The sequence below is a fragment of the Varunaivibrio sulfuroxidans genome, from assembly GCF_029318635.1.
GTDB classification, from domain to species: domain Bacteria; phylum Pseudomonadota; class Alphaproteobacteria; order Rhodospirillales; family Magnetovibrionaceae; genus Varunaivibrio; species Varunaivibrio sulfuroxidans.
In genome coordinates this window covers 1,813,654-1,840,126 of the sequence record NZ_CP119676.1, presented here as the reverse complement: position 1 = coordinate 1,840,126, position 26,473 = coordinate 1,813,654, and the positions used below count along the sequence as shown (strand labels likewise).

The following is a 26,473-nucleotide window of genomic DNA, read 5'->3' as shown; positions in this document are numbered from 1 at the left end:
CGCAGGACCGACCGCGCGGCGATGGTGGAAATTCCTTTGAGGGTGATGTCCTTTCCTCTATATTTCCGACTTCGTTTCCCCCTCGGTTTCTCTTTCTCGGTAGATTCATGACCATTTTAATTACAGGCAGCGCGGGCTTTATCGGCAGCGAATTGAGCCGACGTCTGCTCGACGCCGGCCACAGCGTCGTCGGCATCGACAATCTTAACGATTATTACGACGTGCGCCTGAAAGAGGCCCGTCTGGCGCGAATCAAGGATCACCCCAACTTCACCGAGGCGCGCATTGACCTGGACGACCGCACCGCCGTCGAGGACGTGTTCGCCAAGCACCGACCGCAAAAGGTGGTTAACCTGGCGGCCCAAGCGGGCGTGCGCTACAGCTTGGAAAATCCCCATTCCTATGTTGACAGCAACATCGTCGGATTTTTGAATATCCTGGAAGGGTGCCGCGCGGTGCAGTGTCGCCATCTGGTGTTCGCCTCGTCCAGTTCGGTGTACGGCACCAACGCCGAAATGCCGTTCGCGGTGACCGACCGGGTCGATCATCCGATCAGTATGTACGCCGCGACCAAGCGGGCCAACGAACTGATGGCGCATACCTACAGCCACCTGTTCGCGATTCCGACGTCGGGGTTGCGCTTCTTCACCGTGTACGGTCCATGGGGCCGCCCGGACATGGCCTTGTTCCTGTTCACCAAGGCGATCTTGGAGGGGCGGCCGATCGACGTCTTCAATCACGGCGACATGAAGCGCTCGTTCACCTATATCGACGATATCGTCGAGGGTGTGCTTCGGGTGCTCGATCATATTCCGACGCCCGCCGCCGCCGCCGCCCCGGAAATGCCCCACGAGAGCAAATCCGCGCCGTTTCGCGTCTACAATATCGGCAGCGACAAACCGGAAAGCCTGATGCGCTATATCGAGGTGCTGGAAGATAATCTGGGACTCAAGGCGAAAAAGAACATGCTCGGCATGCAGCCGGGCGACGTGCCCGCGACCTGGGCCGATGTCGATGATTTGAAGACCTCGGTCGGTTATCAGCCGACGACCAGTGTCGAGGACGGCGTCGCCCGCTTCGTCGCCTGGTACAAGGATTTTTATAAAATTTGAACGTCCACGCGCGTCCGCCCGGATTCGCGGCGCGCCCGAGGGCCGAGGCCCGAAGCAGGCGCGTGGTTTTTTCTCGATAAGTGCTTTGGCGGGATACTCACTTCAGTGCAACCTCTTCGCGTTCGCGCCTTTTTTACCCCCCCCCTGTTCGCCGCGACCCTGATCGGTTTATCTCTGCCCCTGTTGATTTCCGGGGTGGCGACGTTTCAAGGCGCGATCGCGCTGGCCTTGATCGCCGTGCTGGCCGTCGGCGAGGGGCGCAAGGCGGTGCTGGTCGCGGCCAAGGACGCCCTCGCGACCCCCATGGGATTTTCCGTGATGGCGGTCTTGATCGCCTGGATTCCCAGCGTGGCGCTGTCGTACGAGCCGTCGTTTTCCGTCGTTACCTGGGGACGGATGATCGTGTTCGCCGGCGGCGTCGTCATTTTATGGGCATTTTTAAACCGGGATGCGGCGCGCTATCGGCGCGCCCTAATGATTTTTTTAGCGGCGTTCACGGTGATGCTGGTGCTGGCGGCGCTCGGCATGCGCGGCTTCGATGTTCCGATCGCACTGCTTAAGGGACGTGCGCCGGGCAGTTTCGTCGTCAGCAATTCGCTCAAGGGCTACGCCTCGGTGGCGGCCTGCGTCATCCCGGTGACGATCTGGGCGGGCTGGCGGTTGGGCGGGCTGTGGCGCGCGGTTGCGGTGCTTGACGTCCTGCTTAACCTGGATGTCATCGTCACCAGCGAAAGCCGGTCCAGCTTCGTCGGGCTATTGGCGATGGCGGCGTTGGTCGTCGCTTATGTGGTGTGGCGGAAACGACGGGGGCCGTTGCTCTTTTTCGTCGGCCTTATCGTCATCGCGGGGCTCGGCCTTTTGGCGTTGGGGTTGCGTTGGGAATATTTGGTGTTGCCGTCCTATTCTCCCGCTGCGCGCGCCGCCAATGTAATGCTACATAGCTATTGGGCGCCGCCGTGGCTGATCGACGTGCACAGGCAGCACATCTGGCAGTTTGTGTTTACCAAATTCCTCGCCGCGCCGTGGTTCGGCCAGGGGCTCGATGTCGTCAACCGCCTGCCCGGGGCGAGCGATCTTATCCCCGGCATCGGTTATGCCTATGTGCCGTCTCACCCCCATAGTTGGTTGTTGGAAATTTCCGCCGAAACCGGCATCGTTGGGCTTTTTGCCGTCCTGTCGGTTTTGGTTCGTCACGGCGTGTGGATATTTAAAGAGGCGATCGTTAAACGGCGGACCCGGGCCTTGACCATCGGGGCGGTATCGGCGGTTTTTTGGTCAACCGGTTTGTTTAACTTTTCGTTCTGGTCGTCGTGGTGGCAGCTGTCCTATTTCTTGTTGCTGGCGCTTGTCGCCGCCGCCCCGCAAAGCGGAGATCCGGATCATGGCGGTGGATAAACCCACGCCGTCAATTCTTTTCCTCGCCACCGAGGATACCGCCTTTTTGCGCCATCGCCTGCCGATGGCCGAGGGCGCGCGCCGGGCGGGCTTCGCCGTCGCGGTGGCCAGCGGGGACACCGGACACGGCGGCGAGATCGCCAAACACGGCTTCGCGGCCTTGCCCTGGAAGATCGCACGCAAAAGCCTAAATCCACTGCGCGAAGCGACGGCGATCGGTGATCTGGTGCGGATATTTCGCCGCGTCACGCCGACGGTGGTCTACGCCGGTGGCGTTAAGGCGATCGTTTATGGGGCGATCGCCCGCTTGTTCCATCGCCGCGCGACGTTGATTGCGGCGTTCACCGGGTTGGGGTACGTCTTTATCGGTTCCGACCCGAAGGCGCGTATTTTGCGTTTTTTCATCGTCGCCGCCCTGCGCCTTCTGCTGCGCGGCGGGCAGGCGCGCATTTTGGTGCAAAACGAAGATGATCGAGAATTTTTAAACGATCGGTTAAAAATAGGCACGTCGGCGCGCACGGTGATTATCGCCGGCTCGGGTATCGACCTTGACGCCTATCCCGTTCCGCCCGAGGAAACCGAAACGCAGAAGGAACGCCCCGTGGTCGCCCTTTATGTCGGACGGATGTTATGGGACAAGGGTGTCGGCGAATTGATCGCGGCGGCGCGCATTCTCGCCGTGCGCGCGCCCGCGGTGCGGGTCCGCCTGATCGGCGCGCCCGACCCCGCCAACCCGCAAAGCGTTGCCGCGGGCGATCTTGAACGCTGGCGCGATGAAGGCCTGATCGATTGGTTGGGACCGCGCGCCGATATCGCCCGGCAGTGGGCGGACGCCGATATCGCGGTGTTGCCGTCGTATCGCGAAGGGTTGCCCAAGAGCCTGCTCGAAGCCGGCGCGTGCGCCCGCCCGTCCGTTACCACCGATGTCGCGGGGTGCCACGACGTCGTTCGTGACGGCGTCAACGGATTTTTGGCGCCGGTGCGCGACGTTGCGGCGCTGGCCGACGCCATTGAACGGTTGGCCGCGGACCCGGCGGCGCGCCGACGCATGGGGCGCGAGGCCCGCGCCATCGTCGAGGCGCGTTTCGCCGCGCCGATCATCGCCGCCCAGTTTGGCGACTACATCAAGACGTTGGTGCAATCGGCGGCGTAATCGGCGCCGCCATCGCATCGCTTTCACCTTGGCGGGAAAACTGCTGGTGATAGACCCCGGCGTAATAGCGCCCTTTGGCGAGTAATTCCCGATGCGATCCCTGCTCGACGATGGTTCCGTCATTGATGACGTAAATGATGTCGGCGTTGACGATGGTCGATAGGCGGTGGGCGATCACCACCGTGGTGCGATTTTTCATCAAGTGTTCCAGGGCGCCCTGGACGTGGCGTTCGGATTCGGTGTCGAGCGCACTGGTCGCCTCGTCGAGCAGTAAAATCGGGGCGTCTTTCAAGATGGCGCGGGCGATGGCGATGCGCTGGCGTTGTCCACCCGACAGGTTCATGCCGCGTTGCCCGACGGGGGTCTCGAAGCCTTCGGGCAACGCCTGGATGAAATCGAAGGCTCCGGCGTGACGGGCGGCGTCCTCGATCTCCCGTTCGGACGCCCCGGGGCGTCCGAAAGCGATGTTGGCGCGCACCGTGTCGTCGAACAGGACGATATCTTGGCTAACGAAGGCGATCGCCGCGCGCAGTGAGGCGAAGCTAAGGTCGCGCACGTCGTGGCCGTCGATGCGCACCGCGCCGCCCGTCACGTCGAAGAAACGGGGAATAAGGTTCAAGATCGTCGTCTTGCCCGCCCCGGACGGGCCGACCAGGGCGACCGTTTTACCCTGGGGGATGGCGATCGACACGTTTTCCAACGCCGGCGTTTCGGGTACATAATGGAAGGCGACATGATCGAACGCCACGTCGCCGCGGCAGTTCTCCAAAGTCACGGCGTCCGGCTTTTCGACGATCGCCGCCCGGCGGTCGAGCAGCACGAACAGGCGCTGCGCCCCGGCCAAGCCTTCCTGCAAGGTGGTGTTCAAGTTGGCCAGCGCCTTCAGGGGGCGGTAGGCCATCATCAACGCGGTGATGAAGGAAAAGAACGCGCCCGCCGTGGTTTCATGGGAAATCACCCGGTACCCGCCGTAGATAATCACCACGGCGACGGCGACGCCGCCCAGGGTCTCCATCACCGGGCTGGACAGCGCCCGGGTGATCGCCGCCTTCTGGGTGAGGTGATAAATCCGCTCGGTCAAGGTGCGCACCTTGGCGGTTTCGTAATCCTCCATGGCGAAGGACTTGACCATCCGGTTGCCGTGGAAACTTTGTTCCAGCACCATGTTCAAGGTGCCCAGTTGTTCCTGGGTGTTGACCGTCACCTTGCGCATCCGCTTGCCGAGGCGCGAAATCGGATAAATCGCAATCGGGAAAACAATGAACGACGCCAGCGCCAGAATCCAATCTTGGTAAAACATCACGCCGACTAGGGCGATCACGCTGAGGGTATCCTTGCCGATGCCGGTGATGGCGCTGGCGATGGCCTGGCGCATCATGCTGATATCGACCATGAAGCGCGACACCAGGCTGCCCGGCGAGGTGACGTTGAAAAACGGCACGTCCAGGGTCATCAAGTGGGCGAACAGGCGGCATTGCAGATCGGCGATGGTGCGCAGGCCGACGTGGTTCATCAGCGCGGCCTGGGCGAATTCGGCGCTGCCCTTGGTGAAGAACGTCGCCAGCACCGCGCCGGCGACCCACCACAGTTTGGTTTGATCGCCGTGGGTGAAGACGTCATCGACCACCGGTTCCATAAGCCATGCGGTAAGGCCTTGACAGGCCGCGGCGATGGCCATGAACGCCAGCGCCAGCATGATCCGTCCCAGGTAGGGTCGGATCGCCTCGCGAAACAGGCGATGGACCAAGGGCCAGGTCGCGGTTTGGGCGGAAGGTTTAAACACCGATATTTTTCCTCGCACATAAAGTCGGCGGAACGATCGTAGCGGCGCAAGGTTGGTGCGCGCCGAGAAATATTTATATGACCGGCCCTTGTCGTACCATTACCGGCGCGCGCGCGAAACCGAAAGATGCGAATGGGGACGACACGAAGGGACGACGGAACATGACAAAACCGCCGGCCTCTGTCATAAATTCGGGTCATGATAGGGCGCACGAGGCGATTCGGGGCAAGGACCCCCAGGGGCCGGAATCGGTCGTCGGGGCTTGGAAGGCGGGGGTCAATGAGCGCAAAAGCGATATTACTCGGGGCGGGGTTCATTTTTCCGCCGCGCCGGGGGGAGGCTGCGCCCCATGGCCGCTGAGAACCCGTCTCTCGCCGTCGTGTACCTGCTGCGCAAGGGCGGCGAGGCCGCTTTTCTGGACAGATTCTTGGAATCGTACCGCCGCATGAAAGAGCCGCGCGTCCATGATTTAGTGGTTGTCTTCAAGGGATTCGAGGGGCCGGACAAAGCGCCGTACGCGGCGCGCCTTTCCGGCCTTCCCCATGTGTCGATGGATGTCGATGACCGCGGTTTCGACTTGGGATCGTATTTGGAGGTCGCCCGCCAATGCAGATACGATCGCTTTTGCTTTTTGAACACATACAGTGTCATTCTCGCGTCCAATTGGCTGCATAAATTGAATGCGGTTTTCGAGCGGCGGTCGAACGCCGGCATCGTCGGGGCGAGCGGGAGTTGGGAGCCGATCGGCCCGGAAACGCCGTTTCCAAATTATCATATACGCACGACGGGATTTTTAATTTCGAGAGCCCTTTTCTTGGATCTCGAAACCTGGCCGATGAACGAAAAGAGAGACGCTAACTTATTCGAGGCGGGCCCCAACGGCGTCACGCGGCAAATTTTGAAACGGGGATTGGAGCCTTATGTCGTCGATCGAGATGGGGAAATTTTCGCCAAGGAGGCATGGTCCGGTCCGCCCATTTTTCGCAACGCCGGACAGGAAAAATTATTGATCGGCGATAACCGCACGGAGGCCTATGACGCGGCCGATCCCGAAACGCAGGTATGGTTGCGCAATTTAGCATGGTCTTCCGAGGACGCGGGACCCGATCCCCATAAAAAGAGGGGACTCGCGCGGAGATTTAAAAAATGGCGGCGGGCGCTTCGCCAAGGCGGATAGTAGATAAATCGCCTCGGGTCGGAGCCAATCTTCATAAAAGGACGGCTAAGCGTTGTTTTTCAATTCACGGACGTGTAACTAGGGTCAGGACCTCTTAATCTAATGCGTCTGGCGGAGATGAATTTAAGTGTGGGTTAGGCGGAGGGCCCGCCGCAATGGCCCTCATTGCAAGGGTTTTTCAACGACATCCGCGCTTAAATTCATCCCGTCCCGCAGGGATTTGTGAAAACTGCCCCAGGAACGTCGTCGAAGACTTTTGAAAGTGAACGGCACTTCCGGCAAGTCTTCTCCTAGGCTTGTGACATTTTTCACAAACCAGACGCATCAGATGAATAAGTCCTGACCCTGGGGTCAGGACGTTGACCTTAACTCACCGCGAGGAGCGCGCGTTGTCCCTTACGCAAGCAGACATCAAACAGGCCGTCATCGAAGCGGGATCCGACCATGGCGAGGTTTTCGGATTCCCCGAAAAAGCGGACGGTCTACATCTTCAACAAGACCCCGAGGAATATTCCCAGTTCGTTCATTTCATGGCGACCGAGGTTCCTCCGGCTAAGCTGGCGCTGGATATTGGCATCGCCTCGGGTGGACAGACAAAATTTCTGCGCGATTACTACCGGGTCGATAAAACGATCGTGGTCGATATCGGCGAGCATCCGAAATTCCCGCACTGGGACCGCATCAAAAAGACGGTTAAGACCGAAATCGTCCTTGAGCTGATCGAGGATTCCCACAAAAAAAGCGTGCGCGAGGCCATCGAGGGTTATGCCGGTCAGGTGGACTTTACCTTCATCGACGGCGACCACAGCTATAAGGGGTTGAAGCAGGACATCGACCTGGCGAAAACCGTGACCAAAAAGGGTGCGATTTATGTTTTGCACGACACCCTGGCCGTCGCGGACTGCAAGAAGGTTTTCGATGAATTGTGCGCCGATCCGGATTTTGAACTGGTGCGGAATTTCGACCGCCATTTCGGGATTTCGGTCTGGCGCTATCTCGCCGTTCGCGGCCCGAAGAGGTCGTGGTGGTCACAAATTTTCGGTTAACGACAGCAGGAAGGCCGCGCGCTTTGGCGGAACGCGTAAAAGACCCGAACGGTCCGCACTGTCGGTCTACCCATGATCGCCGGGCCCCGTCCACGTCATGGCGGAAAACAACGGTCGTCGTCGTCACTCACAACAGCGGGGCGGTCATCGCCGCGTGCCTGGAGGCGATCGGCCATGCTCCGCACATCGTCGTCATCGACAACGCCAGCAGGGACGACACTCCGGACGTGGTCGCCCGTGTCGCGCCGCACGCGACACTGGTGCGCAACGTCCGTGGAGTCGGCTACGGAAACGCCGCCTCGATGGGGCTGGCGCGCGTGAAAACCCCGTTCGCCCTGTTGTTGAACCCCGATTCGATTCTCATCGGCGACGCCCTCGAACGGTTGGTCGAAGACGCCGAAAACGACCCCCGAGCGGCCGTGATCGCCCCCGCGCTGGTGGCCCCGGACGGGTCCATCGACAAATCGTTCGACGCCGCCGTGCACCGACGGGAAAAAATGCCTCGGGGTCGCGCGGACGAGCCGGTTCCCGAGGGGCCGTTCTGCACCTGGGTGGTTTCCGGCGCGGTCAATCTGGTGCGCATGACGGCGATGCGTGAAATCGGCTTTTTCGATCCCGCGATCTTTTTATATTACGAGGACGACGATATGTGCATGCGCCTACGCGCGCGCGACCACACGGTCATTTTCGATCCCACGGCCCGGGCGGAGCATATCGGCGGCGGGTCCATCGGCGGCGGTTGGTGGCCCCATGTCGAAAAATTTTATCATATATCGTGGTCGCGATTTTACTTCGAGGCCAAGTATCGCGGCAAGGCCCGTGCCGCCGCACTGGCGCTGAGGGCGATGGCGCGCCACGGACCCAAGGCGCTTGGCTACGCCCTCATTTTGAACCGCGCCAAGGCGCTGCGCGACGGTGCGCGCCTCGCCGGGGCGGCGGCGTATCTTTTGGGGCTGGCGTCGTCGCGTCACGGGGCGCGGCTGCGGGCGGCGGATAAGGCGCGCATGGGGGCGCCGAGAGAGGATGGACAATGACCATTGATCGTAATTTCTGGGAAAACAAGCGAGTCCTATTGACCGGCCATACCGGGTTTAAGGGAAGCTGGGCCGGGTTGTGTCTGGCCGACCTGGGGGCCAAGGTCACCGGTTTTTCCCTGACCCCGGAAACCACGCCGTCCCTGTTCGCCCTGTTGGATGGCCACGGGGGCGTAACCTCCCACATCGGCGACATCCGCGACGGTGGGGCGGTGGCCGCCGCGGTGCAGGACGCCGATCCCGAAATCGTCATCCACATGGCGGCGCAGGCGCTGGTGCGCCGATCCTATCGCGAGCCGCTGCAGACCGTGCACACCAACGTGTTGGGTACGGCCAACCTGCTTCAGGCTCTGCGTGCGGCGCCGTCCCTAAAGACCGTCCTGGTGATCACCAGCGACAAGGTCTATCGCAACGACGAGCGCGGCGCGGCTTTCGGTGAGGATGCGCCGCTCGGCGGCGACGACCCCTACTCGGCCTCCAAGGCGGCGCAGGAGATCGTCGCGCAATCGTGGGCGTCGAGCTTTTTCGCCGAAAAGGGCGTCACCGTCGCCACCGCGCGGGCGGGCAACGTGATCGGCGGCGGCGACTTTTCCGAAGACCGCCTGATCCCCGATATCTGGCGCGCCGAAAAGGATGACCGCGCGTTGACCCTGCGCTATCCTAAGGCGACGCGCCCGTGGCAGCACGTGCTCGACCTGACGGCGGGGTACCTGATGTATATCGAGGCCCTGGCCCGCGACCCGGCGACGCCCCGGGCGCTCAATTTCGGTCCCTTGTCGGACGATACCTACACCGTCGAGGCGATCAGCGCGCGCATGTTGGCGGCCTTGGGTTCGCGCCATGTCCCCCGCGTCGCGCCGTCCGACCTGAAGGAAAAAACAGCGCTTGCGGTTGACGCCGCCAGGGCCGCCGCCGCGCTGGGCTGGCGGCCGCGCCTGTCGTTGGCGCAAAGCGTCGGCCTGACCGCGCAGTGGTACCGAGCCTTCAACGCCGGGGCGGATGTCGTCCGGGAAACCATGGATCAAATTCACAGCTATTGGGATGGGGGCGCTGCGCCATGACCACCTCTTGCCGATTTTGTGGCGCGCCGCTGCGCCATGCCCTGGTCGATCTGGGCCGCCAGCCGCCATCCAACAGCTATGTCGATGATCCCGCAGCGGCGGAAAAAACCTATCCTCTGCGCGCGATGATCTGCGGGCAATGTTTTTTGGCGCAGCTCGATGAGGTGGTCCCCGCAGATGAAATATTTTCCAGCGATTACGCCTATTTTTCATCCTATTCGTCGAGTTGGGTCGCCCACGCCAAGGCCTATCAGGAAGCGGTCACGGCGCGCTTCGCCCTGGGTCCCGGCTCCAAGGTGGTCGAGGTCGCCAGCAATGACGGTTACCTGCTGCAACACTTTCTGAAGGCGGGGATCGGGGTGCTGGGGGTGGAGCCGTCCTTGAGCGTGGCCAACGCCGCCGCGCACAAGGGGATCCCCACCGAGGTGCTGTTCTTCGGCGCCGCCACCGCCGCCCAGTTGCGCCGTGAAGGACACGGCGCCGACATCATCGCCGCGAACAATGTTCTGGCCCATGTTCCCGATATCACCGATTTTGTCCGCGGTCTGGCCACCTTGCTCAACGACGACGGCGTGGTGACGGTGGAATTTCCCCACCTGTTGAACCTGATCGCGCAGGTCCAGTTCGACACCATCTATCACGAACATTATTCCTATCTGTCGCTGATGAGCGTCGAGCGCGTTTTCGCCGCCGCCGGGTTGCGGGTGTTCGATGTCGAAGCGTTGCCGACCCACGGCGGCTCGCTGCGCATCTACGCCTGCCACGAGGGGGCCGTCCATCGTCCCTGTCCGGGGCTGGCCGAGATGCGCCGCCGGGAGGCGGAGGCGGGATTGGACGACTTGGCCACCTATACCGATTTCGACGCCCGGGTCCGCGCCGTGCGCGATGGGTTGAAGGCCTTCCTGGCCGAAGCGCACGCCCGGGGCAAGACCGTCGCCGCCTACGGCGCGGCGGCCAAGGGCAATACCTTGTTGAATTATTGCGCCGTGGGGCCGGACGATATCGCCTTCGTCGTCGATCTTAATCCGGCCAAACAGGGGCGCTTCCTGCCGGGCAGTAAAATCCCGATCGCGGCGCCGGAAAAATTGTCCGCGGCGCGTCCCGATTACGTGCTGATCCTGCCCTGGAACCTGCGCGGTGAAATTACCGAACAGATCGCCTTCATCCGCGACTGGGGTGGGCGCTTCGTGGTCGCGATCCCCGATATCGAGGTCTTTTGATGCGTATCGACAAGACCCCGATCGGCGGGGTGCGCACGGTCGATATCGATTCCCATGGCGACGACCGGGGGTTTTTCGCCCGCACCTACTGTCGGCGGGAGTTCGAGGCCGCCGGGATCGACCTGACCGTGGCGCAGACCAATCTGTCGGTCAACAAACGGCGCGGAACGCTGCGCGGCTTGCATTTTCAAGGCGTCCCCCGGCCCGACCCGAAATTGGTGCAGTGCGTACGGGGGGCGATTTTCGACGTCGCGGTGGACCTCAGGCCCGCTTCGCCGACCTTCCGGGACTGGTTCGGGGTCGAACTTTCGGCGCAAAACCGCCGCGCCCTGTTCGTCCCGCCGGGCTGCGCCCATGGCTTCCTCAGCCTTAGGGACGATACCGAGGTGCTCTATCTGATGGGGGAATATTACGAACCGGCGCTGGCTCAGGGCGTGCGCTGGGACGATCCCGCCTTCGCCATCGCGTGGCCGATCGCCCCCGCCGTGATCGCGCCGCGTGATCGCGATTACCCGGATTTTAGTTTTTAATCTTCGCCATTTTCGATCGCGGTTCGCCAGCCGGCGATGGCGTCGTCGATGCCCTGTTGCAATGTGATCGTCGGCGTAAAGCCGACCTCACCGCGCAGGCGGGCGACATCGGCGACCAGGCGGGGTGGGTCGTCGGGGCGGTCGGGCCGCGCGCCGAGGCGGACCAAGTCGGGGCGTTCTAGGCGGGCGGCGATCAGCCGTGCGATATCCGCCAGGGCGTGACCTTCGCCGCTGGCGACATTAAGCGGACCCCGAAACGAACCGGTCGCCAGCAGAGCGAAGGCGCGCCCGGCGTCGCGGGTGTCCATGACGTCGCGCACCGCCCGGCCCGACGCGCACAGGGCGGGCGCGCCGCCGAGCAGGGAGCGGATTACGTAAGGGACGAAACGCGCCGGATCCTCGCCCGCGCCATAGAGGAAAAACAAGCGGCCCCAAGCGCTCTCGACATCCTGGCGGGAAAGCCAGTCGTGAAACTGATGTTTCGCCGCGCCGTACGGGGTGTGCGGGGTAAGTGGCGTGTCCGCCTCGTCGCACAAACCGTCGGCCAAAGCCGGGGCGCGCCAGTCGTATTCGGCGCAGGTCCCCGCGCCGACGACGCGCCGCCCGCCGAGGCGGATAAACGCGCCCACCATCGCCTTGGAGGCGTCGCGCCAATCGGCATTGGCGGGATCGGACCAAAATTTTCCGTGGGCGGTGGTCCAGGCGAAATGGACCAGCACCTCGGGGCGGATGTCGCATAAAACGGCGTCCGTGGCGGTGTGGTCGCGCAGGTCGCAGGCGTGAAAATGGGCCCCTCCCGTCTCCGGCGGCTGGCGGCGGGACAAGGCTCGGGTTAGGACATGAACCTCGTGGCCCATTGCGATCAGGGCGGCGACGGCGTGTCGCCCGACGATACCGGCGCCGCCGGTGATGATGATGGGACCCATGTGCTGGCGGTCCTTCGTTTTCGGCTGTTTTTGGTTTTGCGCGAGACTATTTAAACATAGCGAAGACCGGAGCAAAGCCTTCCAAGCCGCGCCACGGGATAATCATGGTGCGGGACCGGAACGACGACGCAAACGAGGAAGAAAAAATGGTGCGCCCGGGAAGACTCGAACTCCCAACCTCCAGATTCGTAGTCTGGCGCTCTATCCAGTTGAGCTACGGGCGCATGTCCTTCATCGAGGGGAGCATTTTGCCCCTGTTTGGGATATTGAAATTCCCATGACGAAAGTGGGCGGAACCTACACAACACGGGCGGGGTTGGCAAGAGCCTGAATGGCGCGCCGACAAACTTTTTTCCTCATGTGAATATCCTCCGGCGGCCTCGTGACGCCCTTATGACGGTTTTTCGTGTGCGGCCCGCACACCGGCCCATGGGCCTATTCCCTCCGTCTGCGGGGCCATTGACGATAAAACCTTGTCACTTGTGGGAAAATCGGCCTTGTCGATAGTGTGACCATTGAGTAAGATCGCACAAATTATTCATGGGCTTGCAGTGCGCTATGATTCGATGGCCGTTCAGATGACCGTTTACTATGTGCTGTGATTGTCCGTTCCGGGGGTTATTTAGATTCAAAGGCATCTGCGCGAAATGGTAATGTCGAGATATCGGGCGCTCGTGGTTGGGGCTGTTTTACTGTTACCGGCCTGTTCCTTTTCCGAGTCGGCGCTTTGGCCGACGTTGACGGGCGAGGACCCGACCACCCAAAGCGCGTCCTCTTCTTCCCAGAAGAAGACGCAGGCGACGTCGGATCAGGCGGCTCAGCAAGCTCAGGGCGCCCCTTCCGCGCCGGCGACGCCCGATGCGACGAGCGTCGGTGCGGGCAGTGTGCCACCGCAACTGGGGAACGGCGATTTTCGGCCCCCGGGCGTGACCCCGGGCAAGGATACCGGCACCTTCGTCGGACGTAAGGTCAAGGAACTGCGCGGCGAATTGAAGCGGATGCAGGAATCGATCGGTACCTACAACACCAAGCTGCAGGAACTGCGCGCGCGCATGGTCGCCAACGCCCAGGCCTATCATCGGGACGTCGCCCTGATCAACACCCGCCTTCAGGTGGGCACCACGCCGGGCAATCCGATCCTGATGCAAAAATTTAACGACGCCCAAACCCAGCTTGCCGCGCTCAACGGTGACGTGGCGGCGATGAATCAGTTGGCGACGGCGGTTTCCGGCGTTTCCACGATGTCGTCCTATCTGGCGGAATCGACGCGCGCCGCGTTCGGCGTTTCCGGGGCCGTCGATGAGGACCATCGGCAATTGCGCGTTCTTCAGGACGAGGTCAACCAGACCGTCGTGCTGATCGAGCGGTTGTTAACCGAAATCAGCGGCGATATTCGTCGCCAGAGCGCCTATGTCTCTAGCGAGAGATCGAACCTCAACACCCTGGCGGCGGGCATCAAGTCCGGTGAAATATATGGCGCGAGCCTGTCCAACGTGGCGCGCGCCGCCGAGGGGCCGGGACCCGTCGCGGGCAAACCGATGGACACCACGGGCCGCCGCCCGCTGGTGGTGATCCGTTTCGATCGCCCCGATGTCGCTTTTCAGCAGGCGCTTTATAACGCCGTCGGGCGTGTGCTCGAACGTCGCCCCGACGCCGCTTTCGATCTGGTCGCGGTGACGCCGAGCGCCGGCGGTCCTGCGCGGGTGGCGTTGAACGCCAACAAGGCGCGCCGCCATGCCGAGGACGTCCTGCGCGCCCTGGTCGATATGGGCCTGTCGCCCGCGCGTGTCGCGGTGTCGGCGAAGACGGACAATAATGCGCGCAGCAGCGAGGTGCGCTTGTATTTGCGCTAGTCCGTCGTCGTCGCCCGGCGCGCTTTCTTCTTGGGCGCCGGCGCAAGCCGCCTTTGAGGACGACGAAGTTTCGGTTAAAAACCGGTGGCTATAGCCCCGGTTTTTTTCGTTTCCACAATGCACAAGGCGCATTTTGTCTACGCACAAACAAACGGATTGATACGATGACTGAAATCTCTGCCCCGACCCTTCTTTTAAGTTGGCCGGAAGTCCACCGGACCGCGAAACTCCTTGCCGCCAAATTGCATGGCAAAGGGGCGTGGCGAGGCATCATCGCGGTGACGCGCGGCGGCATGGTTCCCGCCGCGATCGTGGCCCGGGAACTTGGCGTCCATGTCATCGAAACCCTGTGTATTTCAAGTTATGACGAGCAGCTTCAGGGCGCGCTTTCCATCCTGAAAAAGCCCGATATGGCGATCGCCGATGTCAGGGACGGCGAGCAGGTCGGGGAAGGATGGATTGTTATCGACGATTTGACCGACACCGGGACAACCATTCGCGAGTCGCGCGCGATTTTGCCGGGCGCGCATTATGCCGTGCTTTACGTCAAGCCCGCCGGCCAAATCTTGGTCGATACCTTCATGGACGCCGTGTCTCAGGACACTTGGGTGCATTTCCCTTGGGATACCGATATTCAGTACACGCCACCGTTGGCGCGATCGTAAAGATTGCGTGCGCCGGACCCGATCGCGCTCACGTGTTGTAAAAATGTAACATTTGTACAAAAAACCATGCACGTAGTACCCGTGTACTACTCGCGGTGCGATAAAAAGGAATATGCTATTCTCATTACAGCAGAAATGCGCCGTAACAGGGAACCGAGAGATACTGGGACGATAGATTGTCTAAATATCCGGTCCGGTCTCGTCTCGGCTGTGGTTGATTTTCCGTTCACCTGAAAAAGCCCAAAAGAGGTTTTGCGCGGTGGCGGTTTTGTCTGGGATAGATAAATCCGGGATACTTAAAAATGCATAGCCGCGGGGTGGTCCACAGGGGATTTTGCCGCGGCCATGGGGGAACAAAAATGATTTCAAAATTTTTTAAACTCGCTCTGCTTTCCGGTGGGGCGGCGCTTGTCCTTACGGGCAATGCTTTCGCCACCAACGGTTATCTTCCCAACGGATACGGCACGGCCGCCAAGGCGATGGGCGGCGCGGGTTCGGCGATGAGCCTGGATACCCAGGCGGCGGTGAATAACCCGGCCGGGATGTACGCCTTGGGAAACCGCGTCGATATCGGCGTTTCGCTGTTCAACCCGAACCGCGATTACGACGCGCAGGATAGCGGCTTTATCAATTCCGCGACGGGCGTGGGCAAACATAAAAGCAGTAAACGCCTCTTCCTTATTCCGTCCATGGGCGTCAATTTCGACCGTGGCGATTACACGCTGGGCTTCACCTTGACGGCCAACGGCGGCATGAACACCACCTACAAGAACACCGTGTTCGCCGGCAGTAGCGGCAAGACCGGCGTCGATTTGGCGCAGGTTCTGCTGGGCATGACCTATGCGCGCAAACTGGATTCCAGAAATACCTTCGGCATTACCCCAACCCTCGCCGCGCAACGCTTCAAGGCTTACGGTTTGCAGGGCTTCGCCGGAATTTCCGAGGACAGCACCAAGCTGACCAACAACGGATATGACTATTCCTACGGGTATGGCGTGCGTATCGGTTGGCAGGGTGAGATGACCGACCGGTTGACGCTCGGCGCGTCGTATCAGTCCGAAATGATCATGACCAAGCTGAGCAAATACGCTGGGCTGTTCGCCGATCACGGGAAATTCAATATTCCCCCGGTCATCAACTTGGGCGCGGCTTTCAAAGCGACGCCGAGCGTGACCATCGCCGCGGATTTTCAACATATCCGTTACGGCGATATTCCAGCCATCACCAACAGCCATAACTATGCTGCGGTAAGCGGCGCGAAATCTCAACTCGGTGGATCCAACGACATGGGATTCGGCTGGCAGAACGTCAACGTTCTGAAATTGGGTGCGCAATGGAAATACAACGATCAGTTGACGTTACGCGCGGGGGCCAGTCACAGCGACAAGCCGTTTAAAACGTCGGAAACACTGTTTAACATACTTTCCCCTGCAACGGTTAACACCCACTTGACCTTTGGCGGCGCATACGCCTTGGATGCGCGTAATACGATCAACGTTTCCTATGTTCATGCCTTCTCGGCGCATATCTCCGGGGGCTCCAACGCCAACCTGGGCGGAAAGGTCGTCGATTTGCGCATGGATCAAAATGACTTCGAGGTCAGCTGGGATTACAAATTCTAGGTTTCTCGCGCGCTTTATGAAGAAAGCCCCCGTCATATTTGATGGGGGCTTTCTTCATGGTTGGGGAGGCGAGCGTTCCTAAGTCGCGCCGTAGACGATAAACAGCACGACGGCATACCGTCCCGCCTTGGCGAGAGTGACCAGGATCATAAAGCGCCACAGTTCGACGCGCAGCAGGCCGGCGGCGAAAGTGATCGGATCGCCGGTCACCGGGACCCACGACAGCAGCAGCGACCACACCCCGTAACGGGCGAACCAGCGCTCGGCCTTGATCCGCTCGCGCGCCTTGAAGGGGAACCAACGCCGGTCCTGAAAGCGGATCAGGTAACGTCCCAGCCCCCAGTTGACGAGCGCTCCGAGGATATTGGCGGTGCTGGCGACGGCCCACAGCCAGAGCGGATCGTAGCGCCCGGCGGCGAACATTGCGGCGAGGATGGCCTCCGAAGAGAACGGCACGAGGGTGGCGGCGAGAAAGGCGGCAAGGAACAGCCCGCCATAATCGATCATGGGGGCGTGCCGCTTCGGGGCGCATTCAAGGGGCCGAGCCGTGGGCGGTTAAACGGGAACATTATCGATCAGCCGCGCGCGTCCCAAATGCGCCGCGCCCAAGACGCGGGCCGCGCGCCGGGGGTCTTCGATCATGGAGAGGGTTTTGGCGTCGCGCACCTCGATATAATCGACGGCATCGAAGCCGGCGTCGAGCAGGACGCTTCGCGCCCAGGTCGAAAGGGCCTTGCTGTCTTCACCGTCCGCGAAGCGCTGCGCCATGGTTTGCAAGGTTCGGTGCAAAGTCGGGGCGATTTTTCTTTGATCGGCATTCAGATAAGCGTTGCGTGACGACAGCGCCAGGCCGTCGGCCTCACGCACCGTGGCGACGCCTTCGATACTGACGGGAATGTTGAGATCCGTCACCAGCCGACGGATAATTTGCAATTGTTGATAATCCTTTTCGCCAAAAAACGCCCGATCGGGAAATCCCTGCAGGAGCAATTTCGTGACCACGGTCGCGACGCCGTCGAAGTGGCCGTGGCGCAGTTCGCCGTCCAGGACCTCGCTGATCCCTTTGACGCTGACTTCGCTGGCGAACCCCGAGGGGTATATCTCTTCGACCGCAGGGGCGTACAGGGCGTGGACGCCGTGGGCCTCAAGCAAGGCGCTATCGCGCGCTTCGTCGCGGGGATAGGTCGCATAGTCTTCGCCGACGCCAAACTGGGTCGGGTTGACGAAAATGCTGACGATGACGCGATCGCAGGTCTCGCGGGCGGTGCGCACCAGGGCCATGTGTCCCTCGTGCAGGGCGCCCATGGTGGGTACGAAGCCGATACTCAGACCGCCGTGTCGCCACGTCATGACGGTTTGGCGTAGATCGTTGACCGAACGGAGAACCGTCACCCCGTGCACGCTGAGGGCCGGGTCAATCATGGGGCGTGCTTTTTTCGATGCCGAAACAGTGTTCGAGGGTGGGAAAGCGTCCGGCGCGGACGTCCTCGGCATAGGCCTTGGCGGCATCGCCAATTCCCTTGCCCAGTTCGAGATAGCGCTTAACGAAGCGCGGTTTGAAATCGGTGAAAAGCCCGGCGATGTCCTCCATCACCAAAATTTGCCCGTCGCATGCCGGCGAGGCCCCGATCCCGATGGTCGGTATGGATAGGGCTTCGGTGATGCGCCGTCCCAAGGGTTCGACGGTGCCCTCGACGACGACCGCGAAAGCGCCGGCGTCGGCGACGGCGTGCGCATCTTGCAAAATGGTCTCGGCCTCGGCGGCCTCACGCCCGCGCGAACGAAAACCACCCGCGATATGAACCGATTGAGGCATAAGCCCGATATGCGCCAGCACCGGAATGCCGCGTTTGACCAAATAGGAAATGGTTTCGGCCATTTCCACGCCGCCCTCCAACTTGACCCCGTCACAGCCGACCTCCTTGATGATTCGCGCCGCGTTGCGAAAGGCCATCTGCGGGGATTCCTGGTAAGATCCGAACGGCATATCGACGATCACGCAGGGGCGTCGCGCGCCGCGCATGACCGCTTGGCCGTGGGCGATCATCATCTCCAAGGTCACACTGAGAGTGTCTTCGAAGCCGTACAGCACCATCCCCAGGGAATCGCCGACCAAAATCAAATCGACGTGATCGTCCAACAGCTTAGCGGTTAGCGCGGTATAAGCGGTCAGGGCGACCAGCGGGACCGCGCCGTGCGCGCGCTTATGCGCGGCGATGTCGGGCACGGTTATTTTTCGGGGGATTCCCGGCGGCGGCGGTGTGTGTATGCTCATGTTCCATCCCCAAGCCATATTAGAGATTAGAACTCTAGTTGGGCGTCCGCGTATTGCAACCGCGAAATCACTGTTTTGAGATCATTTCGTCATGAAAATTGGCCGGTTGCATCACCATGGGGCGACGGCATCTTTGGGCTTGCGCCCAAAAAGTGCGCGCCCCTTTTTTCGTTCCGCGCAAAGATGTAGCATGTCTCGGGTCTTTGGTAAGGAGAGCGTTCATCATGGTTCAGCGCAGCGGCGAAGAGAGGGCGCGCCCCCGGCGGTTGCCGACGACGATCTTATCGCGGGCATGCAAGGGGGGAATCGCGCTGGCGCTGTTGGCGCTGGCGGCCTGCGCGCCGCAAGCGGCGACGCGTTCCACGTCCTTAGCCACAAAACCCGCGCCATCCGAAAAATCCCAGGCGGCGTCAACAAACGAAGCCGCGCGCGCCGCGCCCGAGGCGTCGTCGTCCAAGCCCCTCGTCACGTCGGCGCCGGTTCACGCCAAAAAATTCATGATCGTCGCGGCCAACCCCTATGCCGCCAAGGCCGGGCGCGATATCTTGGCGCGGGGTGGCTCCGCGGTTGACGCCGCGATCGCCGCGCAGATGGTGCTTAACGTGGTTGAACCACAATCTTCGGGGATTGGCGGCGGCGCGTTCATGCTGCACTTCAACGCCGCCGATGGCGATATCGCGGCTTATGACGGGCGTGAAACGGCCCCCAAGGCGGCGACGCCCGACATGTTCCTGGACGCCCACGGCGCACCGCGTAAATTCTACGACGCCGCCGTCGGCGGCCTATCGGTGGGTGTGCCCGGGGTTTTGCGGATGCTCGAGATGGCCTATCGCGAGCATGGCAAACTTCCTTGGAAGTCCTTGTTTCAACCCGCCATCGACCTCGCCCGCAAGGGATTTCCAGTTTCGCCGCGTCTGCATGAACTGATCGCGCGCGACAAGTATCTGAAGACGTTCGCCCCGGCGGCGAAGTTATTTTACGACGCCGGCGGCGCGCCGTTGGCCGTTGGGGCCACGTTCACCAACCCCGAACTGGCCGACACCCTAAGCGAGATCGCGAACAAGGGGGCGGATGCGTTTTATCTTGGGCGGATCGGCGGCGATATCGTTCATGCCGTGCGCACCGCCTCGCGCAATCCGGGACGTCTCGGCAGTTCGGACATGGTGGCCTACCGGGCGATCAAGCGCGCTCCGGTGTGCGCGCCCTACCGCAAGTGGCTCGTGTGCGGTATGGGGCCGCCCTCCTCCGGGGGGATCACGACGGCGGAAATTCTTGGAATTCTGTCGCATTTCGATCTCGCCAAGGAAGGGGGCGTGACGGTCAAGGCGGCGCATTGGATCGCCGAGGCTTCGGCGCGCGCCTTCGCCGATCGCAATATCTACATCGCCGATCCGAAATTTGTTCCGGTGCCTCAGGAAGGCTTGCTCGATCCGGCTTATCTCAAGGCGCGGGCGGATGAAATCGGCCCGCGGGCGAGTGTGACGCCGGTCGCGCCCGGCATGCCCGCGATGTCTACCGCGCTTAACTTGTCGCCGTCGGGAAATGCCCCGGGGGCCTCGACCACCCACCTTAGCGTGATCGACGGCGCGGGCAATGCGGTGTCGATGACCTCAAGCATCGAAAACGCCTTCGGTTCGCGGCTGATGGTGCGTGGCTTTTTGCTCAACAATCAATTGACGGATTTTTCCTTCCGTCCCGTCATCGACGGCGTACCGGTCGCCAATCAGGTTAAACCGCGTAAACGTCCGCGCTCGTCGATGGCCCCGACGCTGGTGTTCGACGCGGCGGGCCGCCTGGTGATGGCGTTGGGTTCGCCCGGCGGCTCACGAATCATTGGGTACGTCAGCGAGGCGCTGATCGCTTACCTCGATTGGGGAATGAACGTTCAGCAAGCGGTCAGCCTGCCTCACCTCGTCGATCGCAACGGTCCGATCGAGCTTGAGGCCGCCACGCCGCTTACCGCCCTCAAGACGCCGTTGGAGGCGCTCGGCCATAAGGTGGTGGTTAAGACCATGACCAGTGGGCTGCACGCCATTGCACAGGGCGCGGATGGCTTAAGTGGCGGCGCCGATCCGCGGCGCGAGGGGGTGGCGCTCGGAGAGTAATCATCCGCGTCGAAAATGAATCCCAATCGTGGTCTTGAAGCCTGCGGGGCGGTTCCAATATATCTCTTAGGAACGGCGTGTTCCCGGCGCATACCCAACATCGAGTAAATGGGGCCGATATGAATAAAGATAAAAATTTGATTATTCTGTGCTGCCTGGAAAACCCCGAGGCGAGGGCGGATCATGTCGAAAGCGTTTTAGCGACATTTGGCCCAACGGTGCGCCTGAATACGGAATCATGGTGGGTGCGCACCGCCGCGCCCCTGCGCGAAGTGCGCTATGCTTTGGCGAACGATCCCGGACCGGTCGCCCCAGGGTGGCCGGGCAGCGGCATCGACGACGATTTTTATATCGTTAACGCCGGCGCCAACAGTATCGACGCCTGGCAGGACGCGCGTCTTCTGTTGCCGAAGATGGGCGCCTGGGCGCAACCGGATGCGCCTTCGGGTCTCCTGGAGAATCCCGATAGTCAGGGCGATAACGTCACCCCGTTCGACCCCGACCGCTTTCGTCGCAATTGATCCGGGTCTTTTAGGCGGCGTTGTGGGCGATGATGAACTGGCGGGTGAAGGGAAAAAGGGTTTTGCCGTCGGCGCGCCGGGGATAGGCGCGCGCGAGGCGGGTGCGGACCGCATCCAAAAATTCCGCGCGCCAGGGTTCGGGCAGGGCATTCCTCAAGGGAGCCAGCGCGGTCGAGGATATCCACTTGAACACCGCGTCATCGCCGTCCAGCACCTGGAGATACGTCGTTTCCCAAATATCCAGGCGTGCGCACACGGCGGACAAAATATCCCAGTACACCTCGGGTGGGGCGACCGGGACGGGGCGCAACAGCGGTTCCAATGTTTGCGCCCAAGGCCCGCCGCGCGCGGCGGCGGTCATTTCCATATGCGACGGGGCCGAGAAGTTGCGGGGCATTTGGACCGCCAAAACGCCCCCCGGGGCAAGCATGGCGAACAGGCGGGGAAATAGCAGGGGATGATCGTCCAGCCAATGCAGTGCGGCGTTGGAAAAAATCAGATCCGGCGCACCGTCCGGGGCCCAATCGGCGATATCGCCCTGGGTGAAGGTGATTTTTCGGAATATTTCTTCCCGCCGGAGGGTGTTTTCCTCGCGGGCGCGGGCGAGCATCTCGGGGGCGCTATCGACGCCGAGGATCTCGGCGTCGGGCCAGCGTGCGGCGAGCAGGCGGGTCACGGTCCCCGGCCCGCAACCTAAATCGACGATTTTCCCGGGGTGATTCAGGGGGATACGCACCAGCAGGTCTTGCGCCGGGCGCAGGCGGGGTTCGGCATAGGCCAGATAGGCCTTGGGGTTCCAGTCGCTCATCATCGTTTCCTAGGGGTTTGACCGAGACAAAAGGGTCCGCCGACAGGCGGGTTGTTTTGTTGAGGCAAATCAAACCCTATCAAAAAGATAACCTCGTGGCGCGGCCCGGTGTTTCGGGATCCTCGTCTTCCTTGGTCCTCGCGACCGTGGCGTGCACGGCGAAGGTAAGACGGAAAACCGTTCCCGTTTCGCCGGTTGTACGCAAGATGACGTCGCCGCCATGGGCGTGCATGATGTCGCGGGCGATGACCAGACCCAGCCCGGTGCCGCCGTCGCGGGCGGATCCGACGAAAGGCTGAAAGAGTTTTTTTTGCGCCCGAGGGGGCAATCCGGAGCCGTCGTCGGTGATGTCGAGATAAAATGGGCCATCGTCGGGGCGGGCTTCGATACGCAGGGTTTTTGCGCCCGCCTGCAAGGCGTTCATGGCGATATTAAGAATGGCGCGAAAAAGATGCTCGCGATCCGCCGTCAGGACGATCGCGAAAGGCACCCGGTTTTCGAAGATAAACGACCGGGGCTCGCCGAAACGTTCCTTTAGCGCCGCGCACACTTCGGCGACCAACTCACGGACGTGAAACGGCTCGGGGCGCAGTGGCGCCCTGCCGTCGCCGACGTAATTAAGAGTCTGGCTACACAGGTTGACCGCACGGTCGATCGCCGTGTACAGCCGGGGAGTGACCTTTTGCACCTCGGGGTCGTCGATATCCGCCAAACGGTCGGAAACCAGCACCGCCGTCGCCAGGGAATTGCGCAGGTCGTGATTGATCTTGGCCATCGCCCCGCCCAGTGTGGCGAGGCGGGTTTGTTGTTTCAGCGCGCCGCGCACCCTCTCTTGCATTTGCGCCAACTCGCTCTCGGCACGACCGATTTCGTCGCGTCGCCCGCTGGGTGCGATCGCCGTGCTTTCGTCCAGCGGATTGCGTCGAAAACGCACCATCGCCCGGATCAGTTCGCGAAATGGGCGAACCATCAGCCATTGCAGGGAAAAATAGACCAACCCCCCGGTAATCAACGAGATGACCACGGAAAGCTGGAGAATGCGGTTTGAATAATCCAGCATCTGGGCGCGCAGAGGGGCTTCGTCGATGACCACCTCGACATTGACGTCGGGCGTGCGCTGGGTCGTCCCCTTGACCCTGATGACTCGATTGCCGTGTTGGATCAGGGCTTCGAAGGCGTCCATGATCCATGTCGTGAACATCATGTTGGCGATGTCGAATTCGGCGTCAACCTTGGGCGGCATGGATTCCGAAAGCATCAGCGAGCGGCGATGGGGATAATGAACAACGATGCCGTAGGCGCCGGTATAGCGGAGCAGGCGCGTCTCCAGGTCCTTGCTCAGCATGTTGTCGGGAGTGGCCTCCAGGGCGAGCATCGCCAATTGCGCCTGGGCGAGGCGCTCTTCCAGGTATACCTTGCGAAAACGTGAGATCGACGGCACGTAAATCATGATTTCGGCGAACATCACGAATGCCGCGGTTAGCACCAAGAGCCGGGCCGACAGGCCAAGCCCGGATACGTCCTGGTCCTCCGATTTTGCGTCGGTGCGCCCGCTGAGACTGTCCATCGCGCAAGATTAACCGAAAAGTGCGAGAAACCGGACCAGTTTTCGCATGAACGGGGAAAAAAGCCGCGGCGTGAAAAAGGATCCGGCGGCCCGCTTACCGATTTCGCTAAGCGTGGGGTACGGTGCGACGATCGCGGCCATGGCGTCGATTTTAAGCCCCCGGGAAAGGACCAAAACCCAGGGTAGGATCAATTCACCGGCATGCGGCCCGACAATACCCGCGCCGAGAACGCGTCCCCGGTGGGTGCAAATCACCTTGATTAGGCCGTCGGTTTCATCCTCGCAGCGGGCGCGGTCGTTGTCGGTGAACGGCGACGACAGAACGCGCACGCCGCCCGCGCCGAAACGGGCGCGGGCGGCGGCCTCGTTCAATCCGACCTGGGCCAATTCGGGATCGCTGTAGGTCACTCGGGGAATCACGCCGTCCGCCTTGGCGGGTAGACGCAATAGGGCGTTGCGAATGACGACGCCGGCATGATACCCGGCGGCGTGGGTGAATTGGGCGCGCCCGATGACGTCGCCGATGGCGAAGATTTTGCCGTTGGTGGTGCGCAGCCTACGATCGACGGCGATGGCGCGATCGTCATGGGCGACGCCGGCGGTTTCCAGTCCTAGGTCGGCGATATTAGGGCGTCGGCCCGCCGCGATCAGCAAATGCGATCCCGCGATCGCGGTTTTTGCTCCCGACGGCGTGCGAATGAAGACGCGGACGGCGCCCGGTGCGCCCTCGACCTTGTCGATTGCGGTGTTTTCGTGGACGTCGATTCCCTCGTCGTTTAGCCGGGCGCGCACGACCTGGACCAATTCGGGGTCGTCCCCGGCCATGATCCCGGCCATTTCGAGGATCGTCACCCGCGCCCCCAGGCGGCGATGGGCTTGCGCCATCTCGACGCCGATCGGCCCGCCGCCGATCACGATCAGGCGTTCGGGGATCGCCTGTTGTTTGAACACGGTCTCGTTGGTGAGGAAGGGCGTCTCGTCCAGGCCCGGGATCGGGGGTACGAAGGGGTGCGACCCGGTGGCGATGACGAAGCGCCGCGCCCGCACGTCACGCTCGCCCACGCGTACCGTGCGCCGGTCGGTGAAAGTGGCCGTCCCGGCGATCACGCGCACGCCCAGGCCTTCGAATCGTGGGGTCGAATCGTGGGGTGCGATGGCCTGGATGACGGCCTCGACGCGGGCGAAGGTCGCCCGTCCGTCGATTGCCGTCAGACGGGCTTCGACGCCGAAACGGTGCGCACGGCGCACGGCCTCGGCGGCCTTGCCCGCCGCCAGCAGGGCTTTCGACGGCACGCATCCGCTATTCAGGCAATCTCCGCCCATGGCGGCTTTTTCGATAAGGACGGTCTTGGCGCCCATCCGGGCCGCGCCGGCGGCGACGGACAGCCCGCCCGCGCCCGCCCCGATGACGCAAATGTCGGCCGCGATCGGGGCGCTCATGGGTGGGGCGCCTTTCCGTTTTGGGCGGTGGATCGGGCGCTTTTAGGAGCGAATTTCTTGTAAACAACCGGAATCAACGACAGCGCCGATAGGCCAAGCAGCGGCCACAGCACGCCGGGGGCGAAAATGGCCGACATGTCGGGCGTTTTCCCCGCCGCGATCAAATCCCCAAGGCCGGCGCCGACGCTGGCGTAAACGACAATCCCCGGAATCATGCCCAGGGCGCTGGCGATGACGTAGGTCGAAAGGCGCACGCCCAACAGGGCGGGGACCAAATTGACCAGCCAAAATGGAAACAGCGGGGCCAAGCGCAGAACAAGAAGATAATTGAAGGCGTTCTCACGAAAACCGTCTTCCATTCGGCGCAAGACCGACCCCGCGCGCGCCTCGAAAAAGTCGGCGAGCGCGGTGCGCGCGGCGAGAAAGACCGCCGTCGCGCCCACGGTCGCCGAAAAAAGGATTAAGATTGAGCCCTGGACGGCGCCGAACAAAAATCCGCCGGCCAGTGTCACCCAAAGCGCGCCGGGCACCGACAGGACGACAACTAAAATATAAACGGCGCAAAACAGTGCGGCGGTGAGGGTGGGGTTGGCGCGTGTCCAGCCCATCAACACATCGCGGTGTTGGGTCAGGGTCTCAAAATTCAGGTAGGATTGGAGATCGAGGGCGAAAAAACCGACGAAGCCGAGGACGAGCACCCCTAACGGCGCGAACCGCATCGGATTCGCGGGGCTTTCCAGGGAATTTTTTGGCGTGCCTTCATCCATGAAAAAATCCGTACTCTCGGCGTGACCGGAGGGTTTTCGGGGACCTGTCGGTCGGGGCGCCCGTTTGAAAAGGTCCCGCAGGAGGCCTTCACGACGGGGATTGGTGGGTCAAATATGCCGCCCGCGTGCAAGATGCGCCAGTCACCATCTCGTGAGGCGGATGTGAGGAAGCGCGTGGCGCGTGGCGGAAGTTTGGTTCCGGTTGGCGGTGTGGTTGACTTCATCGTCTCCAAGCCGTATATACCGGGACCTGATTCATACCGGAGAAGACCCGTGAAACGTACTTTTCAGCCCAGCAACCTCGTCCGCAAACGCCGTCATGGCTTCCGTTCGCGTACTGCCACCGTTGGCGGTCGCCGTGTGTTGACCGCACGCCGCGCCAAGGGTCGCAAGCGCCTTTCCGCGTAGCCGAA

The 26,473-nt window shown here is 61.8% G+C and carries 24 protein-coding genes and 1 tRNA gene; 15 read left to right on the top strand and 10 right to left on the bottom strand.

What is annotated here, in order from left to right; genetic code table 11:
- Window positions 1-107: 107 nt before the first annotated feature.
- The 3 genes from P3M64_RS08700 (at window position 108) to P3M64_RS08690 (ending at window position 3,660) form a co-directional block, all read left to right on the top strand.
- The gene (locus tag P3M64_RS08700) at window positions 108-1,112 is read left to right on the top strand and encodes an NAD-dependent epimerase (RefSeq protein ID WP_132937706.1); all 1,005 of its coding nucleotides are present in this window, start codon (window positions 108-110) and stop codon (window positions 1,110-1,112) included.
- Between the two features lie 105 nt (window positions 1,113-1,217).
- Entirely contained in the window at window positions 1,218-2,507 is a 1,290-nt protein-coding gene (locus tag P3M64_RS08695) for an O-antigen ligase family protein (protein WP_132937707.1), read from the top strand.
- On the top strand, window positions 2,494-3,660 hold the full coding sequence (locus tag P3M64_RS08690; RefSeq protein ID WP_132937708.1) for a glycosyltransferase family 4 protein: 1,167 nt from the start codon (window positions 2,494-2,496) through the stop codon (window positions 3,658-3,660). Before P3M64_RS08695 ends, P3M64_RS08690 begins: the two co-directional genes overlap by 14 nt.
- Here the strand turns inward: P3M64_RS08690 and P3M64_RS08685 are convergent.
- Window positions 3,632-5,443, bottom strand: coding sequence for an ABC transporter ATP-binding protein (locus P3M64_RS08685; RefSeq protein WP_243644669.1), 1,812 nt, complete (start codon window positions 5,441-5,443; stop codon window positions 3,632-3,634). The genes P3M64_RS08690 and P3M64_RS08685 overlap by 29 nt on opposite strands.
- A gap of 349 nt (window positions 5,444-5,792) precedes the next feature.
- On the opposite strand from P3M64_RS08685, the gene P3M64_RS08680 reads away from it, so the two are divergent.
- The 6 genes from P3M64_RS08680 to rfbC all read left to right on the top strand — a co-directional run bounded on the left by P3M64_RS08680 (window position 5,793) and on the right by rfbC (window position 11,511).
- Window positions 5,793-6,620, top strand: coding sequence for a hypothetical protein (locus P3M64_RS08680; RefSeq protein WP_132937709.1), 828 nt, complete (start codon window positions 5,793-5,795; stop codon window positions 6,618-6,620).
- Between the two features lie 389 nt (window positions 6,621-7,009).
- Complete coding sequence (locus tag P3M64_RS08675) at window positions 7,010-7,666, top strand: class I SAM-dependent methyltransferase (RefSeq protein ID WP_132937710.1); 657 nt, start codon at window positions 7,010-7,012, stop codon at window positions 7,664-7,666.
- Window positions 7,667-7,689: 23 nt separating this feature from the next.
- Window positions 7,690-8,700, top strand: coding sequence for a glycosyltransferase (locus P3M64_RS08670; RefSeq protein ID WP_165886203.1), 1,011 nt, complete (start codon window positions 7,690-7,692; stop codon window positions 8,698-8,700).
- Window positions 8,697-9,761: a CDP-glucose 4,6-dehydratase gene (rfbG, locus tag P3M64_RS08665; RefSeq protein ID WP_132937712.1), complete on the top strand. Its 1,065-nt coding sequence runs from the start codon at window positions 8,697-8,699 to the stop codon at window positions 9,759-9,761. The genes P3M64_RS08670 and rfbG overlap by 4 nt, the downstream gene beginning before the upstream one ends.
- Window positions 9,758-10,981, top strand: a complete 1,224-nt coding sequence (locus tag P3M64_RS08660; RefSeq protein WP_132937713.1) for a class I SAM-dependent methyltransferase — start codon at window positions 9,758-9,760, stop codon at window positions 10,979-10,981. Before rfbG ends, P3M64_RS08660 begins: the two co-directional genes overlap by 4 nt.
- On the top strand, window positions 10,981-11,511 hold the full coding sequence (gene rfbC, locus P3M64_RS08655; RefSeq protein WP_132937714.1) for a dTDP-4-dehydrorhamnose 3,5-epimerase: 531 nt from the start codon (window positions 10,981-10,983) through the stop codon (window positions 11,509-11,511). Before P3M64_RS08660 ends, rfbC begins: the two co-directional genes overlap by 1 nt.
- On the opposite strand, the gene P3M64_RS08650 is transcribed toward rfbC, so the two are convergent.
- Window positions 11,508-12,437, bottom strand: a complete 930-nt coding sequence (locus tag P3M64_RS08650) for an NAD-dependent epimerase/dehydratase family protein (RefSeq protein WP_132937715.1) — start codon at window positions 12,435-12,437, stop codon at window positions 11,508-11,510. The genes rfbC and P3M64_RS08650 overlap by 4 nt on opposite strands.
- Before the next feature lie 147 nt (window positions 12,438-12,584).
- A tRNA-Arg gene (locus tag P3M64_RS08645) sits at window positions 12,585-12,661 on the bottom strand.
- A gap of 423 nt (window positions 12,662-13,084) precedes the next feature.
- Here P3M64_RS08645 and P3M64_RS08640 point away from each other — a divergent pair.
- The 3 genes from P3M64_RS08640 to P3M64_RS08630 all read left to right on the top strand — a co-directional run bounded on the left by P3M64_RS08640 (window position 13,085) and on the right by P3M64_RS08630 (window position 16,577).
- Window positions 13,085-14,290, top strand: a complete 1,206-nt coding sequence (locus tag P3M64_RS08640; protein ID WP_132937716.1) for a hypothetical protein — start codon at window positions 13,085-13,087, stop codon at window positions 14,288-14,290.
- A 164-nt stretch (window positions 14,291-14,454) separates the two neighbouring features.
- Window positions 14,455-14,955: a xanthine phosphoribosyltransferase gene (gene gpt / locus P3M64_RS08635; protein WP_132937717.1), complete on the top strand. Its 501-nt coding sequence runs from the start codon at window positions 14,455-14,457 to the stop codon at window positions 14,953-14,955.
- A 359-nt stretch (window positions 14,956-15,314) separates the two neighbouring features.
- The gene (locus tag P3M64_RS08630; protein WP_165886204.1) at window positions 15,315-16,577 is read left to right on the top strand and encodes an OmpP1/FadL family transporter; all 1,263 of its coding nucleotides are present in this window, start codon (window positions 15,315-15,317) and stop codon (window positions 16,575-16,577) included.
- Between the two features lie 78 nt (window positions 16,578-16,655).
- Here the strand turns inward: P3M64_RS08630 and P3M64_RS08625 are convergent, their stop codons facing one another.
- From P3M64_RS08625 to panB, 3 genes are read right to left on the bottom strand one after another with little or no spacing between them, the layout of a single operon-like run.
- Window positions 16,656-17,084, bottom strand: a complete 429-nt coding sequence (locus tag P3M64_RS08625) for a YqaA family protein (protein ID WP_132937719.1) — start codon at window positions 17,082-17,084, stop codon at window positions 16,656-16,658.
- A gap of 48 nt (window positions 17,085-17,132) precedes the next feature.
- Entirely contained in the window at window positions 17,133-17,999 is an 867-nt protein-coding gene (panC, locus tag P3M64_RS08620; RefSeq protein WP_132937720.1) for a pantoate--beta-alanine ligase, read from the bottom strand.
- A complete protein-coding gene (gene panB / locus P3M64_RS08615) occupies window positions 17,992-18,852 on the bottom strand; it encodes a 3-methyl-2-oxobutanoate hydroxymethyltransferase (protein WP_132937721.1) in 861 nt (286 codons plus the stop codon). The genes panC and panB overlap by 8 nt, the downstream gene beginning before the upstream one ends.
- Before the next feature lie 224 nt (window positions 18,853-19,076).
- Between panB and ggt the strand changes: the two genes are divergently transcribed.
- Both ggt and P3M64_RS08605 read left to right on the top strand, forming a co-directional pair.
- Window positions 19,077-20,957 (top strand): gamma-glutamyltransferase, encoded by a 1,881-nt coding sequence (ggt, locus tag P3M64_RS08610; RefSeq protein ID WP_132937722.1) that lies wholly within the window; start codon window positions 19,077-19,079, stop codon window positions 20,955-20,957.
- Between the two features lie 119 nt (window positions 20,958-21,076).
- On the top strand, window positions 21,077-21,478 hold the full coding sequence (locus P3M64_RS08605) for a hypothetical protein (protein WP_132937723.1): 402 nt from the start codon (window positions 21,077-21,079) through the stop codon (window positions 21,476-21,478).
- Window positions 21,479-21,488: 10 nt separating this feature from the next.
- Here P3M64_RS08605 and P3M64_RS08600 read toward each other — a convergent pair whose 3' ends face one another.
- The 4 genes from P3M64_RS08600 to P3M64_RS08585 all read right to left on the bottom strand — a co-directional run bounded on the left by P3M64_RS08600 (window position 21,489) and on the right by P3M64_RS08585 (window position 26,060).
- Complete coding sequence (locus P3M64_RS08600; RefSeq protein ID WP_207893081.1) at window positions 21,489-22,289, bottom strand: methyltransferase domain-containing protein; 801 nt, start codon at window positions 22,287-22,289, stop codon at window positions 21,489-21,491.
- Between the two features lie 76 nt (window positions 22,290-22,365).
- Window positions 22,366-23,853 carry a sensor histidine kinase gene (locus tag P3M64_RS08595; RefSeq protein WP_132937725.1) on the bottom strand — a complete coding sequence of 496 codons (1,488 nt, stop codon included), beginning with the start codon at window positions 23,851-23,853 and terminating at the stop codon, window positions 22,366-22,368.
- Window positions 23,854-23,862: 9 nt separating this feature from the next.
- Window positions 23,863-25,293, bottom strand: a complete 1,431-nt coding sequence (locus P3M64_RS08590; RefSeq protein WP_132937726.1) for a dihydrolipoyl dehydrogenase family protein — start codon at window positions 25,291-25,293, stop codon at window positions 23,863-23,865.
- Window positions 25,290-26,060: a TVP38/TMEM64 family protein gene (locus tag P3M64_RS08585; RefSeq protein ID WP_132937727.1), complete on the bottom strand. Its 771-nt coding sequence runs from the start codon at window positions 26,058-26,060 to the stop codon at window positions 25,290-25,292. Before P3M64_RS08585 ends, P3M64_RS08590 begins: the two co-directional genes overlap by 4 nt.
- Before the next feature lie 273 nt (window positions 26,061-26,333).
- Here P3M64_RS08585 and rpmH point away from each other — a divergent pair, with 273 nt between their 5' ends.
- A complete protein-coding gene (gene rpmH, locus P3M64_RS08580; RefSeq protein ID WP_132937728.1) occupies window positions 26,334-26,468 on the top strand; it encodes a 50S ribosomal protein L34 in 135 nt (44 codons plus the stop codon).
- The last annotated feature ends 5 nt before the right edge of the window (window positions 26,469-26,473 follow it).